A 14,903-nucleotide genomic window follows, 5' to 3' on the forward strand; every position below is an offset into this window, starting at 1 on the left:
AACCAAGAGCTTGTCCAGCAAGGGCTGGGAAAGTGAGGATAAGAACGATAAGGGGGGGCGTAAACAGGCAAAAAATTGCCGCCCGAAGGCGGCAACCAAGGAGAGAAAATCTTAACGGATCTGCAGAATGGTCTGCTGCAGCGTGTTGTTCACTTCCAATGTACGGCTGTTGGCCTGGAAGTTACGCTGCGCTGAAATCAGGTCAACAAGCTCTGTGGTCAAATCCACGTTGGACTGTTCCAGCGCTGCAGATCGCACGGCACCGAAGGTACCACTGTTTGCTTCACCGGCGAGGGCTGTACCTGATGCCAGGCTTTCTTTCCAGGAAGTGTTACCCACCTGAGTCAGCCCCTGCTCGTTGGCGAAACGCACCAAAGCAACGCGGCCAAGGGGCACGGTACTGCCATTGCTGTAGGCGGCTTTAATCAGGCCATCTTCACCCACTTCCACGTTGGTCAGACGACCGACAGTGGTTCCATCCTGAGTCAGCTCGGTTACTTCAAAGGCTGAGGCGTACTGAGTCGGGTTGGCGAAGTTGATGGTGAGGGTCTGGCTGCCATCGGCGCCAGGCCCCAGAATGCCGGCACCACCGATCCCCAGGGGTTCTGTAGTGATGGTTGCTGGATTGGTTCCAGTGTAAGTACCAGTGCTGTTAAAGGTCAGTACGGCACCAGTCCAGCCCCCCGTGGTTTGGGCAGTTCCGGTGGTGTCAGGGGTACCGTCACCATTGGTATCCATTTGGTAAGTACCGGCGCCAGCGCCCAGATTCACAGGTTGACCGTCGAGCGCATAGTAAGCCACCCAGTTGTTTTCCCCTGTGTAGGCACCATCGTTTGGCCTTACAAAGTAGGTGGTCAGAATGTGAGGCTCACCCAGGGAGTCATAAATGGTGGACGAGGTTGAGTTGTTGAACGTAGTTGGATCGTCTGGGTCAAATGCCACGGGATCCTTGGTTTTTTCACCGGCGTTCAGATTCATCTGAATACCCACGTTCTCGGTCATCACCGGGCTGCCGGCGGTATCGGGAATTTGTACCGGACGGGTAGTCGTCAAACTCACGGAGGTGGAGTTACCGAATTTATCCACCGGGAAGGTCTGCAGGAAGTTGCCTGCTGAATCCACCAGGTAGTTATTGCTGTCTACCTTAAAGGCGCCGGCGCGGGTGAAACTGTAATCACGGGCCGAAGGGTCGGCAGACGTCACAAAGAAACCGCCGCCGCTAATGGCCAAATCCAGCGCGTTACTGGTGAACTGCAAACTGCCCTGATGGAACTGCTGCGCCACCTGAGTGGTGGTCACGCCACCACCCACCTGGGTTTTGCTGTTAGCGAAAATCGAAGCCGCATACACATCGGCAAACTCAGCACGTGACTCTTTAAAGCCCGTGGTGTTGACGTTGGCGATGTTGTTGGCAGTGGTGTTCAAATCTTTCTGGGCGGCAGCAATGCCACTGAGTGCGATATTGAAAGACATAAGTCAATTACCTCTTTAGTCTGGTTTTCTGGATCAGCTCTCAGCCACAGCCAGAACATCCGATAGTTTAATGCCGCCAATGCCACGCAAGTTAAGAATGGCGCCTGTTGCTGCAGTCCCAAGCGACACGCTGGTCACGTGGGCATAAGTTGAAACCGGTAATTCCTCGGCCTTACCATCGACCCGACCACTGGCCTTGATGGTGTAAGTACCGTCGGCAACGGGTTTACCTTCGGCGTCGAGGCCATCCCAATTCACATCAATGTTGCCGCCATCACTGCCATCGACACTGAAGGTTTTCACCAACTGTCCCTTGGCATCTTCAATGCGCACCATGATTGTCTCAATGGGCTTGGAGGTACTGATAACGCCCTTGAGGTTGGGCTCTTCAGCGGATACATGACCAGATGCTGATGGGATCAGCACCTTCTGTCCCACCAAACCCGATGCCTGCAGTGCCTGACTGGAGGTCATCACGGTATTCAGATTCACAATGTGCTCGTTCAAATTGGCGATACCGTCCACGGTAGAGAAAGACGCCATCTGGGCAATCATCTGGTCGTTTTCAACCGGCTTGAACGGATCCTGCATAGACAACTGCTGCGACAAGAGGGCGAAAAAGTCCTCTTGGGTCAATTCCTGTTTTTTGGCCTCTGGCACTGCTTCTTTGGTCTGCAACCTGACACTGTCCAGAAAGGGATTTCCCGTGCTCTGGGTTGACTGGGCCGCCGATGCCTGACTGATAGAGTTAAGAAAACTCACGGCTTACCTCCTTAGCGCCACATCCGTTATTTGCCCATTCTCAAAGTCTGCATCAGCATACTCTTGGCGGTATCGGCCACCTGGACATTCATTTGGTACGAACGCGAAGCGGATATCATGTCGGCCATTTCTTCCATCACGTTCACATTGGGTTTGTAAATAAAGCCATCGGCATCCGCCATGGGATGGTCCGGGTTGTATTCTTTTTGCAGCGGCTTATCGCTTTCGACTATGCCTTTGACATTCACACCACGGGCAGATTGCTGCTGGCTGGCTTTGGCAAGTTCAGCCTCAAACACGGGATGACGCGCCCGGTAGGTTTTATCGACGCTGCTGGACACTGAGTCGGCGTTGGCAATGTTGCTGGCGGTGGTGTTGAGGCGGACCGATTGCGCGCTCATGCCGGAGCCAGACACATTGAAGATATTAAACAAGCTCATTGTCAGTCTCCTTTAATGGCCTTTTTCATACCGTTGAACTTGCCTTCCAGAAAGCCCAGCGACATCTGATATTCCAGCGCATTTTGCATAAAGGCAGATTGTTCCTGCTGAATATCCACAGTGTTGCCATCGCCGGTATCTGGCTGATTGGGGACACGGAACTGCACGTGCTGTCGGCTCAGTGCTTGCAAGTCAAAATGCCCTTCACTGGTTTGAGCCATTTGCATGCCACGCTGGTGGCTGCGTGCCGCCTGCAACGCATCGGCAAAGTTCACATCCCGTGCTTTGTAATGGGGGGTATCGGCGTTGGCGATATTGCTTGAGAGGACTTCCGCCCGCTCTGCTCTGATGCCAAGGGTAAACTGATGCACCCCAAGCGCCTTATCGAAACTGATCGCCATAAAATTGCCTCCACGCCATGATGGCAGATGAAAAGCAATTCGTGTGCCAAATCTGGGGAGTTCCGCCATGCAAATGGCAGACAACAAAAAAGCCGACTTTGCCAAGTCGGCTTTTTTGTTTTTATTCATTAGGTTATTTGGCTATGTCTTCTTCTGGTAGTAAATACCCGGGTTGCAGCGCACCATGTCAAATTCATCGGTCAAACCGGCAATGGACTCGGAAGCGCCAAGAAACAGGATGCCCTTGGGATTGAGAGCGGCAGCAAATTGCCGCAGTATTTTTGCCTTTGCCTCAGGGGCAAAGTAAATGAGCACGTTACGGCAAAAGATGATGTCAAACTTACCCAGCAAGGCATAGCTTTCCAGCAGGTTATGTGCCCGGAAACTCACCATACGCCGCACGTTGTCTTTTACCCGCATATTGCCGCTTGGCAGGGTATCGAAAAATGCTCTTTTTCGTTCATCCGATAAGCCCCGTCCCAGCGCCAGGCTATCGTATTCGGCCTGTTTACAGCGATCCAGCATCGAGGGGGATAAATCCGTTGCCTGAATCGATGCGCCTGCGGGCAAGCCGCCCGGACGTTTTTGCTGATATTCGAGGATAGTCATCGCCAGCGAATAAGGCTCTTGCCCTGAAGAACAAGCGGCAGACCAAATTTTAAGCGGCCTGCCAAGCTTGGCATAGTCAGGCAGCAGCGCATTGGCGAGCAATTCGAAGGGGTATTTATCACGAAACCACAGTGTTTCGTTGGTAGTCATGGCATCAATGACCTCGGCGCGCAGTTGCCGCTCTGTGGGTTTCATTGAATGTTTGACCACTTCTGATAACGAAGGCAGGTTGTATTTGCCCATCAGAGGCGCAAGGCGGCTGCGGACCAGATACTGCTTGTTTTCGCCAAGCACTATGCCGCTGTGTTGTTCAAGGAACAACCTGAATTGATTATATTCCGCTTCAGCCAGTGATTTGTCTGACACCGTTTCTCATCCTGCACCAAATAGAGAAAATTAACTCAATAACTGGTTAACTTTCTGATTTTATTCCCCAAAAATAAGCGCTGCTTTATACATTATCCAGTGACTGAATACAAGCGCCCTTGGAGGAGTATAACCCCGCCCAAGGGGAATGCCATCCTGCTCAGATACTCAGGTGCTTGTTAACCGCAGCGGCCAGTTCGTCGGGATTGAACTTGGCAATAAAGTCGTTGGCACCCACTTTCTGAACCATCGCCTGATTAAACACACCGCTCAGCGACGTGTGCAAAATCACCTTGATGTCTTTGAGTTTGGGGTCATCACGGATTTCGGCGGTCAGGGTATAACCGTCCATTTCCGGCATCTCGATATCGGAGATAATCAGCGGGATCTCGTGAGCCACGTTGGTCATTTCCGCCGAAATGGCTTTCAGCTTTTCCAGTGCTTCACGGCCATCTTTTGCCGTGTCAATCTGTAGCTCAAGGGAGGTGAGCGCACGAATGATTTGCTTACGCGCCACCGCAGAGTCATCAATCACCATGATGTGGAAGTGCTGCCCACGATCAATCGTTAACTGTGCATCTGTGTCTTCACTGATGGCGGTACGGACCGGACTGATTTCATCAAGAATTTTTTCAACGTCCAGGATTTCTACCAGCTCTCCATCAATCTCGGTGACCGCTGTTAAATAGGAGTAGCGACCAGCGCCCTGAGGCGGCGGCATTATGGCCTCCCAGTTCATGTTGATGATGCGCTCGACTGAATTCACCAAAAAGCCCTGAACACTACGGTTATATTCAGAGATAATAATAAAGCAGTTCTGAATGTTCTCTATGGGTTTGCCACCGGTGGCCGCACTGAGGTCAATCACAGAAATGGTGGTACCACGAATATGGGCCACACCGCGCACGAATGGATTGAGCTTGGGTAATCCTGTCAGGGGTGGGCACTGCAAAACTTCTTTTACTTTAAAGACGTTGATACCGAAGCGCTGACGGCCGTTCAGCTTGAACAGCAGCAGCTCCAATCGGTTTTGCCCCACCAGTTGGGTACGCTTGTTGACTGACTCAAGAATGCTCGACATAAGTTCGCCTTAGTGGTCTTGATGGAATGACGCCCCGATCACCTCGGAGCATAGGCATGTAACTTGCTTTTGTTATTGTCACCGACAACCCTTGCCCCAACTTCGTCAAACTTCTGACGGCCCGTCTAAGCGCTTGGACGAGGTACTTTGGTGCTGAATGAAAGTATAGGTGTAATCTGGCGCCACACGCTAGTCTGTTCATTATGAAAGTAAAGTTAGCACAAGTTTTGGTGATTCTGACGTTGCTACCCAAGGTATCAATCGCAGAAGAACCTCATATCCCGAGTATATCGGCCATCGCTTCGGCGGCTGAAGCCGTGGTTATTGAAAAAATTGATGCACCGGCGAACGCCAAAATCAACGTACAGGCCCAAAGCCTGGAAAGCCGGGGGAATCTGCCCCGATGTGAAGGACCTGTATCAGCAAGACTTGCCACCGACAGACCCATTTCCCGTAACAATACAGTGCGTATAAGCTGTGTCAGCCCGGATCTGGACTATCCTTGGCAGATGTACCTTTCTGTCCGCGCAGAAGTGCTTTTCCCTGTGGTGGTGGCCAAACGCCCGCTGGGTAATGGCGATTTGCTGGACGCAGAGAGCATCGAAGTCAGATATGTCGACAAAACTCTGCTGCGTGGCCAACAGTTTTCGCACTTACAGCCCCTTTATGGATCGCGGGTTAAGCGCCGTATCCCCCAGGACGCCCCCATCTTTGCCGACAACCTGTGTTTTGTATGCAAGGGAGATGCGGTAGCTATTTACGCAAAATCAGCCAGCTTTGAGATAAAAACCCAGGGCGAGGCCTTGGCCGACGGTAACGAAGGCGATAGGGTTAGGATTAGAAATATCAACTCAAACAGGGTATTAGAGGCAACTGTCATCGGCGTTGGCGAAGTGGAAGTCAAAATGTAAAATACCCTAAAGCTTTGCTGGCTGCGGCCGATATAAACCTCAAGAAACCCAAATCCGTGACACTGGAGCCCGAAATGGCCATCGAATTACCCAAAAACAATGCCGCGTCCAACCGCGTCGGCAACACCAGCAGTCCACTGACCAGTGCCCGCACTGCCCAGGCATCGGCAGCACAAACCGCTCAGCCACAGGTACCCCAAAAGGCCGACTCGGTGATGATCACCAGTCAGGCTCAGCAATTGCAAAGCGTGCAGTCAAAGCTGTCTTCTCTGCCTGAAGTTGACCAAAAGAAAGTGGCCGAAATCAAGCAAGCCATTGCTGAAGGCCGTTATAAAATTGACCCTGAAAAGCTCGCGGCCAATATCGCCAGCTTTGAAGCAGAATTACAGGAATTAGGCCGAGACGCCTGATTTCCAGCACGGATTGGGAACTATCCAAAGCCGGCCATTTGATGATGGCCGGCTTTTTGCATTCTTTAATCACTAACCCTGATGTCAATAAAACCGGGATGCAACACCATGGATCACGTTAATGAACTCAATCAATTGCTCGATGCACAACAGAGCCTGTTGGAGCAACTTCTGGCTGCTATGGCAGCTGAACGTGCAGCCCTGATTGCCCAAAATGCATCTGAGCTGATGACCATCGCAGAGCACAAGTCCTCTGCCCTGTTACGACTGAAGCAAAATGATGATGTCATGGCGGCTCATCCCGGTCACAGCCTGCTGACAAACGATAACGCCCTGGCGGCCAAGGTAGCATCGGTTCAACACACCCTTGCACGCTGTAAGCAGGAAAACGAAGCCAACGCGCAGCTTATTGAACACAGCCAGGCAAGCATTAACCGGCTGGCACAGGCGCTGCAGGTAAGTCGCAACGCCAGTTCCCTTACCTACACGGATAAGGGTAAAACATCGACCATCTCTACTCTGGGTAGCAGCATAGAAGTCTGACACGCCCGGGGTATAAGCGCTTTATTGCCACCTGCGCCTATGTCGACATAGCCTACAAAACGCCCAATAAAAAAGCCCCATTCTCAGGGGCTTTTTTACTGCGGCTGCGATTAAGGGGAGTGCCAACCTTAAAAGTAAGTCACTTCCTTTACCTTGGAGGGGCGATTCTGCTGCTGATAGATATCCCACACGCGCGCAAAATCCAGTTCCAGCTCTGTCACATAATGCTCACCAACAGGATAGGCCTTAACGACTCTGGCGCCGCGGATGACACCAGATACCGATGCTTTAATGCTGTCACTGCCCATGGCCCAGTCGTTCACGCTGGCGCCGGCACTGATTTTTTGACCGTAAACCTGCTCTGCCAGTTCTCTGTATGCCGCAAGCTTTGAGGCCTGCATGGCCATCAGCACCTTTTCGGCCTGGGTCTTCGCAGGTTGGGTTGCCAAAGGCGCATAGCCAATGGCGGTCAGCTTGGGAAAACTCGCTGGCGCCTCAGTCTCCCACTGCACATAACGGTCATCACTGCTGGCGCACCCGGCTAAAAACACCAGGGTCAAACAGGTGCTAATCCACTTTTTCATTTGTCTTCTCCAAGCAGAGTGACCCTGTCCAGCCCCGGCGCTTCATGGCGATATAACAGCCCGTCTTTGGAAACGACTTGCTGGGAGTAACCCAGGTAATCCCTGAGATCCCCCGGACGACTGAACGACTGAGATGTCGCTACCACACGGTTATTGGCTATGTCGACCAGACGGCTATTTACTGTCATGCCATCCCGCCCCAGGCTGTAAGTAGCCACCAGCACATGCTGGGTCTGGGCAGATTCACGCAGCTTTTGCCAATCACGACTCAGCAGCAAGTCCCCTTTGTCTGTGACTCTCAGGGTTTGGCTGATAGCCGTATCCACCACGTTGAAGTACCGGGCATGCAGCGCGGCCATCATGCCCTGCTGCAACTGGCGGGCAAAACTGCCACTTTGAGTCATGTCATCCACGTTTACCGGGGTTGTCACCACGATGGGATCGGTGGATGAAAGCACGTCGTTGGTCAGCAGCAGCTCATTGACTATCTGCTGTGCCAGAACATTGACTTGCTCCCGTTGTGGGTAGCCGTCTTCCCCATAGGATACACTCTGAGGAACCTTGGGCTGCCCCATCGCAGGCAACCATACAAAAGCGAGTGCCAGAGCAGTGACCATTCGCACCTTCATAGAGACAACTCCATGATTTTATATAAATTAATAAGAAAACCCATCTTCAGACTTTCCACTCCATTACACAGCTATCGGCACCTGTGGCAATTACTTTACTTTAAAACACCATAATCCCAGCGGATGCCAGGCCTGGGGCGGCACGTAACTTGCTTAGTCCGTATCATGACAGAACCATCCGGTATCCAGCATGCACCGCGGCGGCACTAAAATGGCTTGCAGGCCCTGTGCCAAAGACACCAATGGATGGAACCCTCAACCCTTTGAGATGTGGCAGGACAGGCATATGGGATTGATAAAATCCGCCCTCGTTTTCAGCGCGCTCCTTATGAGCATTCAGGCACAAGCCGACTGGGTGACCGCCCAGGGCGAGGCCGTTATCGTCAATGGTAACGTCACCAAAGCTCGCGCAGAAGCCATTGAGCAGGCCGTCAGCTATGCCAGCCTGCAAGCCGGTGTCAGCATTGAATCCTCACAGCAGATGGTCGATGGTCATCTTACCGATACCAGCACCCGTCTGATGCAACAGCTGATGACTGGGCCCGTACAGCTCATCAGTGAGCAGATTGAAAACAACCGCTTACGAGTGCAACTGCGCGTCGAATTGATGGAAGCGCCTCAAAATCAGTGTCAGAGCACCCACCTGAAAGCAGCGATACTATTGCCCGAAGCCGCCGTGAGTCACCGCAGCCAATTGGCGCAGGGTCAGATAAATAACCTTGGGGAAGCCGTATCCCGGCAGCTCGCCCGACGACTGGACAGTACCTCAGGTGCGGCCTTTGCCAACCTGCGGCCCGGCGCGCGTCTTGATGTGGACGCAAGGCAACTTGCCGCCCCCGGCTATCGTTTGCCGGGGTACCTTGCCATGGCAAGCGATAGCCAATACGTTTTGGTCCCCCAAATTACTGATGTCTCCACCGAGCCCGCGCAAAGTAGCTACTTCGGCCTGGTCACAGACGCCCCCGAGCGCCAGTTTGCCCTTACCCTCACCCTGTTCCAGGGGATCAGCGGCGAAATTATCTGGCGTGACGAGTTCACAACCTCTGCTCCCTGGGAGTTCGAACGCACGGAGCAGGTGTCCCCAACCCATGACAGGTTCTGGCGCTCAGCCTATGGCATGGCGGTAGATAAACTGCTGGTGCAGGCGGTAAAGGAACTCGACAAGGCACTGTTTTGCCGCCCTGTACTGGGGCAAATTGTTGCCAGGCAGGGGCAAACTTTGATCCTGAATCTGGGACGTCGCCATGGCATTAAGGTCGGGGATGAACTCGCCGTGGTGCTGGCAAAACACATTCCAGACAGGCTGAACGACACCCGCGCCACCGGGAACAACACCAAAACAAACATCAGCATAACCCAGGTAACTGAAGACAGTGCCCGCGCCGAGCTCTCTGGTCTGGGCAGCGTGGATAATATTCAGGTCAGCGATATTGCGATAAAAACCGGGCAGAACAAGAATTAACCAGTTAAATATCAAGACTTTTAATCAAAGACAAAATAGGTATAATCAGCGGGTCTCCCTATAGCTCAACAGGATAGAGCAGTCGCCTCCTAAGCGACCGATCGGGGTTCGAGTCCCTGTGGGGAGACCATTCACTTGTGCTTGTGAATGCTTGCACAAGTTTCAAGCTTGTCGTTCAGTTCCTCTTTTTCTGCCAATTTTTGTGTTTCTGTTGCCGCTACAGTATCTGTATTGATCGGCTGTGCCGCTTATGTGCCGCCACCGTGGCAATCTCTTGTTTCAACTGCAACTTCCGGCATCTGATGCCATTAATCCCCGCGTGGCGGCCAGAGGCCTTCGGGGAACGCTTGCGAGATGAAACTGTTCATCTCGCAGTCTGACGACACGCTTATCCCCCTGCCGTGGGTGCCGTGCATGGATGCACCAATGTCGCGATCGCATGGATACGAATGAGCGCCCCTTGGCACATCCACTTAGGTGACGCGCAGCGAGTACATCCATGTAAGCTCGACGACAGCATCCATGCTGTAGAAGTTCACTTCAGGGGATATGCTTCGGAATAGCCTTGCGGCTCAGTCAGGCATGTGAATAATCGCCAAAATGCAGTGACTAACGTTCAGCTTGGTTGGCCGCTACACTGGCTAAGCAATCAACCTATACCTTGAATACCGCAATCAACTGCTCCATCTGCCGAGAGTCTTCGGCAATCCTGTCGCTGGTGTGGCCGACGGTTTCGCTCTTGGACTGATTGTCCAGGGAGATGTCGTTGATCCGGGTGATGTTCTGATTCAACTCGGCAATCACCGCACTCTGTTCGTCGGTCGCCGTTGCTATTTGCAGATTCATATCGTTTATCTGACCTATGGCCTGCTTAATCAGCCCCAGGGCATCCATCACCTGAGCCGTTTCATCCACCGTGTTATCCGATTGCTGGCGCGCTCTTGCAACCGACGCATTGACCTTGTCGACGGCGCCACGAATGGCCTCAATGATGGCATTGATTTCCTGGGTGGACTGCTGGGTACGGCTCGCCAGCGTTCTAACTTCATCCGCTACCACGGCAAAGCCCCGCCCAGCCTCACCGGCGCGGGCAGCCTCAATGGCGGCATTGAGAGCCAATAAATTCGTCTGCTCGGCGATGCCCACAATCACATCGAGAATTTGACCGATTTCACCCGAGCTGACCTTGAGGGCCTTGGCAATCTCAGAGGTCTCTTCCAGCTCGCTCGAAAGCTGCCGGACATTACCCATGGCATGGGTGACCACCAAATTGGTACTGTCGGCCTGGGCGTCGGCATCTTTTGCCGATTGCGCCGCAAGCTGAGCATTCGCCGCCACCTCACTGGCAGTGGCCGACATTTGATTGATGGCGGCTGCCACACTCTGGGTTTCCTGTTGCATGCTGTTTGTGGCATGGGCCGCTTCGTGGGCGACATTCGACAGCGAGGCCGACAGCTGACGGCTGTGGTCGACCGAGTCGCGCACCGAGCTGACCAATGACTGGATGCGGCCAACAAAGGCATTAAAGTATACCGACACCTGTGATAACTCATCACGGCCGCGCTCTTCCAGCCGCAGCGTCAGGTTGGCTTCGCCTTCGGCAATGTTTTTAAAAGCCATAAGGGTTCGCTGCAGGGGCTCGGTCACGCTGCGACTTATCATCAGCAGCAGTGCCAGCACCGGTCCCCACACCAACAAAAATACCAGTAAGTATTGCCAGGCAAACTCCTGTTTCTGGGCCGCAATGTCATCCACATAAATACCTGTTCCCACAATCCAGTTCCACTCATTAAAGCGCTTTACCACACTCATCTTTGGACTGGGGGCATCGGCGTCGGGCTTATTCCACATGTAATTGACCAATGCAGAATCACTGTTTTGAGTGAGGCGGATCATTTCGGCAAACAGCTTTACCCCGTTGGGGTCGGCCATACCCAGCACGCTGGTATCCACCAGTTTTTTAGCGAAGGGGTGCTGGATCAGCATTCCTTGCCGGTCGATGGTGAAGTAGTACTCTTTTCCTGAGTATCTGAGGCTATCGAGGGCAGCCAATGCCTTTGTCTTGGCATCAGCTTCACTGAGCTCTCCGGACTGAGCCTTGTCCTGATAATCCTTGATGATGCTGATGGCGATATCTGTCAGCGCATTCAACCGCGCTTCTTTTTCCTGTACCAACACCGAATCCATGTTGCGTAGCGCAAACACAAACATCAGCAGGGTCGCAACCAATGACAACAGCAGCATCGCCCAAATTCGGCGTGAAATATTGTAATTTCTCAGATAGTTGCCAAGCATAAGCACCTCGGTATTCGACAACATTGTTGGGTGTTTTTAACGGGGAAAAGAGCCGCGTTGTGTCAATATGCTCTCTTTAGTACGAACACCCTCAAACGCCCTACAAACGCTAAGTCAAGACGCGGATAACCGACAAACAGTCAAAACCGGCCACTGTGCCACGGTCATGCAGACGCCCTGTTAATTTAAACTATAGTATGGGCTGAGGACTCGACTAAAAACTGCACTTTAGTCGATGGTAAGCCCACTTAAATAATGGAATTCAAAGAAAAGTATTAGCGAAAATGTGCCTGCAGCGCCAGTGAGGACAGAAAACGATAGTTATCAAAGAAAAAGAAATTTGTGATAGTAAGACAATATCGGACACGTTCCCAGCCTTGAACCGGTCTCTCATTATGGTATTGATGGGAAAGCAGGTTAATTGTCCTAGTGCATCAGGTATTCACTGAGGCCCCATATTGCCTAATGCAACGGCTACCCGCTGTGGTGTCACGCGGCAGAACAACTTTTCCATTTGTGAACCATCCCAACCGCTTTCACGGCGATTTATGCGCCTCGTAATACAGCAGCGCCAAACCACCAATGGAGGAGTTGGCGACTTTACTTCCATCCTCGCGCTGTAGAAAAACCAGACAAAAAGCTTCTGCCTTTAATCCCAAAGATCGTATTAAACTCATTATCCGCAGTCTCAGTGTTAGGTCTGTTAGACTTTGCACTGCCAACTGTTTGCAACACCGGAAATCATTCATTGACTCAGAATGCGCCAACCGCTGCCCACTCATGTAATGGGGATCACCACCCCATGATTGAGACCCGTTGGACGCAATTATCCTACCCACTCAGCTGGGGATGCCACGAAGTTCAACAGTCACTGACTTTTAGGTGTGATAGTCAGGGCAATTTCTTTAGTCTTCTAACCGTCTCACCACTCCTGAGACATCAATGGGCTTGTAAAATTGAGCAGCCTTGTTCGAGCAGTAAACTCATGAACTGAAGCCTAAACTGCGCAGTGCAGAAACAATGTTTCTGGCTATGGTCTTAAATTTGTAAGATCAAAGAACTCCCTTCGCTCGCTTTTAGGGCTATTTCTTTTATTCCATTTGTTCTTGTACGCCAGAAAAACTGAGTAAATATCTATCACCATGGGTTCTTTTATTTTAATTGAGTGCATAACACTGGAGCAAAAGCAAATGGCAGATCATGCACTAAATTCAGCTTTATTAAGTATCGCCCCTTCGACTAGCGCTTCTCCAACAGAAACCAGGTCATGTCGTCCTGACGGAAGTTGTTATCCCTGTGATACATGAAACCATAATCCACCAGTTGCAGATCCGGGTATTTGTCCAGCATTTCGCCGGCGAAATCTCTCTTGAACAATTTGCCGCTGTGCCCCCGGTATGGAACTTCGACCGGCGTGGGGTTATAATATTCGGCAATGCAAATATAACGGCCGCTGCTGTTATACAGTTTGTCATATACCCCTTGCAATTCGTCCGGGTTGATGTGGATAAGTACGCCCTTTATCAACACAAAGTCATAATGAGTTTCAGGTAAGAAGTTCAGTATCGACGAATGATACACCGTTAGATCCTGAAATTGCTTGAGGTGCGCTACTGCCTTATCATTAATCTCAATTGCTGACATCTTTACTTCCGGCATAATTGCCCTGAAAGCAGCAATATTTAAACCAATATTGGCGCCAAACTCAATTAGGGTTCCTATGTTTTGAGTTTGTTGCAACACTTTGGCAAAGAAAGCGATATTGGCGGCAATGGCTCTTTCTCCCTGATTGCGATTCAGGTATTCATCACCAAATTCCCCGGCCCAGAATCTTTCTTGTTCAGTCTTGTAAGTCACTTTTATGTCCCCGCAATTGATATACTTATTCTATAAACTCAAAGCTTAAGGCTGAGCCTTTCGGAAGGTCATGCTTAGCTTTTCTTCCGATCACAGTTTCATAATGCTTTGGTGCCAAGCCAAACCCTGGGCGAATACTTCTGATATTGTCTGCGGTCAAAAACTCACCTTTGGCTATGTCTCTCACCACATACAAAGAACGGCGAAACTTTACATTGCCCAGCTCCGCCGTTGTCTTTTGATAGTTTACCTGGCCAAGCGCCGACCACGCGGTTTTTGCGTCTCGACACAGTGCCACCAGCTCTGCAGGTTCCAATGAAAAGCTGTCATCCGGTCCACCACCATTGCGATCCAGTGTGACGTGCTTTTCTATCACACAAGCGCCCAGCGCCACAGCAGCTACGGCCGTCGCGTTATCTATTGTGTGATCCGAAAGACCGGTCAAGACATCAAATCGTCGTGCCATGTCCGGAATGGTTCGCAGGTTATATTCAGCTGCTGGCGCCGGATAACCGCTGACGCAGTGAAGGAGAATCAGTTCCTTACAACCGTTATCCTTAGCTGTCGTAATTGCCTCATGAATTTCAGCTTCATTTGCCATGCCGGTGGACATGATCATGGGTTTGCCGGTCTGCGCGACGCGCTTTATCAAAGGGAGATCCACCAGCTCAAACGAAGCAATTTTATAAGCGGGTGCATTGAGTGATTCGAGTAAGTCAACCGCACTGAAGTCGAAGGGGGAACTGAATATGGTGATGCCCAGCTCTTTGGCCTTGTCAAATAACGGCTTGTGCCAATCCCAAGGCATGTAAGCACTTTTATACAATTGATAGAGCGACTGACCATCCCAGAGCCCACCGTGCACCATGAAGGCATCGTCTTCGGAATCAAGTGTTATGGTGTCGGGCGTATAAGTCTGTAATTTCACGGCGTCTGCACCGGCACGTTTTGCCTGGATCAGGATCTCAATCGCGTTTTCTATTTTGCCGTTATGATTAGCAGACAATTCGGCAATCACATAGGGCTCATGGGACACACCTATAAGACGGCCATCGATACAAATTTCGGATTTCATTCCAA

The 14,903-nt window shown here is 51.5% G+C and carries 15 protein-coding genes and 1 tRNA gene; 5 read left to right on the forward strand and 11 right to left on the reverse strand.

Features of this window, described 5'->3' with window-relative positions; translation table 11 throughout:
* Positions 1 to 111 precede the first annotated feature (111 nt).
* The 6 genes from flgE to K0H63_RS12915 all read right to left on the reverse strand — a co-directional run bounded on the left by flgE (position 112) and on the right by K0H63_RS12915 (position 5,132).
* The gene (gene flgE / locus K0H63_RS12890) at positions 112 to 1,473 is read right to left on the reverse strand and encodes a flagellar hook protein FlgE (protein WP_220065024.1); all 1,362 of its coding nucleotides are present in this window, start codon (positions 1,471 to 1,473) and stop codon (positions 112 to 114) included.
* A 33-nt stretch (positions 1,474 to 1,506) separates the two neighbouring features.
* A complete protein-coding gene (flgD, locus tag K0H63_RS12895) occupies positions 1,507 to 2,235 on the reverse strand; it encodes a flagellar hook assembly protein FlgD (protein WP_220065025.1) in 729 nt (242 codons plus the stop codon).
* A gap of 26 nt (positions 2,236 to 2,261) precedes the next feature.
* On the reverse strand, positions 2,262 to 2,675 hold the full coding sequence (flgC, locus tag K0H63_RS12900; RefSeq protein ID WP_011760430.1) for a flagellar basal body rod protein FlgC: 414 nt from the start codon (positions 2,673 to 2,675) through the stop codon (positions 2,262 to 2,264).
* 2 nt (positions 2,676 to 2,677) lie between these two features.
* On the reverse strand, positions 2,678 to 3,076 hold the full coding sequence (gene flgB / locus K0H63_RS12905) for a flagellar basal body rod protein FlgB (RefSeq protein WP_203324300.1): 399 nt from the start codon (positions 3,074 to 3,076) through the stop codon (positions 2,678 to 2,680).
* A gap of 141 nt (positions 3,077 to 3,217) precedes the next feature.
* Positions 3,218 to 4,051 carry a CheR family methyltransferase gene (locus K0H63_RS12910; protein WP_220065026.1) on the reverse strand — a complete coding sequence of 278 codons (834 nt, stop codon included), beginning with the start codon at positions 4,049 to 4,051 and terminating at the stop codon, positions 3,218 to 3,220.
* Positions 4,052 to 4,211: 160 nt separating this feature from the next.
* Positions 4,212 to 5,132 carry a chemotaxis protein CheV gene (locus tag K0H63_RS12915; protein WP_220065027.1) on the reverse strand — a complete coding sequence of 307 codons (921 nt, stop codon included), beginning with the start codon at positions 5,130 to 5,132 and terminating at the stop codon, positions 4,212 to 4,214.
* A gap of 203 nt (positions 5,133 to 5,335) precedes the next feature.
* Here K0H63_RS12915 and flgA point away from each other — a divergent pair, with 203 nt between their 5' ends.
* The 3 genes from flgA (at position 5,336) to K0H63_RS12930 (ending at position 6,996) form a co-directional block, all read left to right on the forward strand.
* Positions 5,336 to 6,043, forward strand: a complete 708-nt coding sequence (flgA, locus tag K0H63_RS12920; RefSeq protein ID WP_220065028.1) for a flagellar basal body P-ring formation chaperone FlgA — start codon at positions 5,336 to 5,338, stop codon at positions 6,041 to 6,043.
* A 74-nt stretch (positions 6,044 to 6,117) separates the two neighbouring features.
* Complete coding sequence (flgM, locus tag K0H63_RS12925) at positions 6,118 to 6,453, forward strand: flagellar biosynthesis anti-sigma factor FlgM (protein ID WP_011760435.1); 336 nt, start codon at positions 6,118 to 6,120, stop codon at positions 6,451 to 6,453.
* Positions 6,454 to 6,561: 108 nt separating this feature from the next.
* A complete protein-coding gene (locus K0H63_RS12930) occupies positions 6,562 to 6,996 on the forward strand; it encodes a flagellar protein FlgN (RefSeq protein ID WP_220065029.1) in 435 nt (144 codons plus the stop codon).
* Between the two features lie 128 nt (positions 6,997 to 7,124).
* Here the strand turns inward: K0H63_RS12930 and K0H63_RS12935 are convergent, their stop codons facing one another.
* Both K0H63_RS12935 and K0H63_RS12940 read right to left on the reverse strand, forming a co-directional pair.
* On the reverse strand, positions 7,125 to 7,580 hold the full coding sequence (locus K0H63_RS12935) for an LPP20 family lipoprotein (RefSeq protein ID WP_220065030.1): 456 nt from the start codon (positions 7,578 to 7,580) through the stop codon (positions 7,125 to 7,127).
* Entirely contained in the window at positions 7,577 to 8,209 is a 633-nt protein-coding gene (locus K0H63_RS12940) for a FlgO family outer membrane protein (RefSeq protein WP_220065031.1), read from the reverse strand. Before K0H63_RS12940 ends, K0H63_RS12935 begins: the two co-directional genes overlap by 4 nt.
* A 286-nt stretch (positions 8,210 to 8,495) precedes the next feature.
* Between K0H63_RS12940 and K0H63_RS12945 the strand changes: the two genes are divergently transcribed.
* A complete protein-coding gene (locus tag K0H63_RS12945; RefSeq protein WP_220065032.1) occupies positions 8,496 to 9,671 on the forward strand; it encodes a flagellar assembly protein FlgT in 1,176 nt (391 codons plus the stop codon).
* A gap of 54 nt (positions 9,672 to 9,725) precedes the next feature.
* A tRNA-Arg gene (locus K0H63_RS12950) sits at positions 9,726 to 9,801 on the forward strand.
* Between the two features lie 524 nt (positions 9,802 to 10,325).
* Here the strand turns inward: K0H63_RS12950 and K0H63_RS12955 are convergent.
* The 3 genes from K0H63_RS12955 to pseI form a co-directional block, all read right to left on the reverse strand.
* Positions 10,326 to 11,990 carry a methyl-accepting chemotaxis protein gene (locus tag K0H63_RS12955; RefSeq protein ID WP_220065033.1) on the reverse strand — a complete coding sequence of 555 codons (1,665 nt, stop codon included), beginning with the start codon at positions 11,988 to 11,990 and terminating at the stop codon, positions 10,326 to 10,328.
* 1,215 nt (positions 11,991 to 13,205) lie between these two features.
* A complete protein-coding gene (locus K0H63_RS12960; RefSeq protein WP_220065034.1) occupies positions 13,206 to 13,823 on the reverse strand; it encodes a pseudaminic acid biosynthesis-associated methylase in 618 nt (205 codons plus the stop codon).
* Between the two features lie 25 nt (positions 13,824 to 13,848).
* Complete coding sequence (gene pseI, locus K0H63_RS12965) at positions 13,849 to 14,898, reverse strand: pseudaminic acid synthase (protein ID WP_220065035.1); 1,050 nt, start codon at positions 14,896 to 14,898, stop codon at positions 13,849 to 13,851.
* Positions 14,899 to 14,903: the final 5 nt, after the last annotated feature.

Origin of the sequence: Shewanella zhangzhouensis (genome assembly GCF_019457615.1) — a bacterium.
In the GTDB taxonomy this organism is placed as follows: Bacteria; Pseudomonadota; Gammaproteobacteria; order Enterobacterales; family Shewanellaceae; genus Shewanella; species Shewanella zhangzhouensis.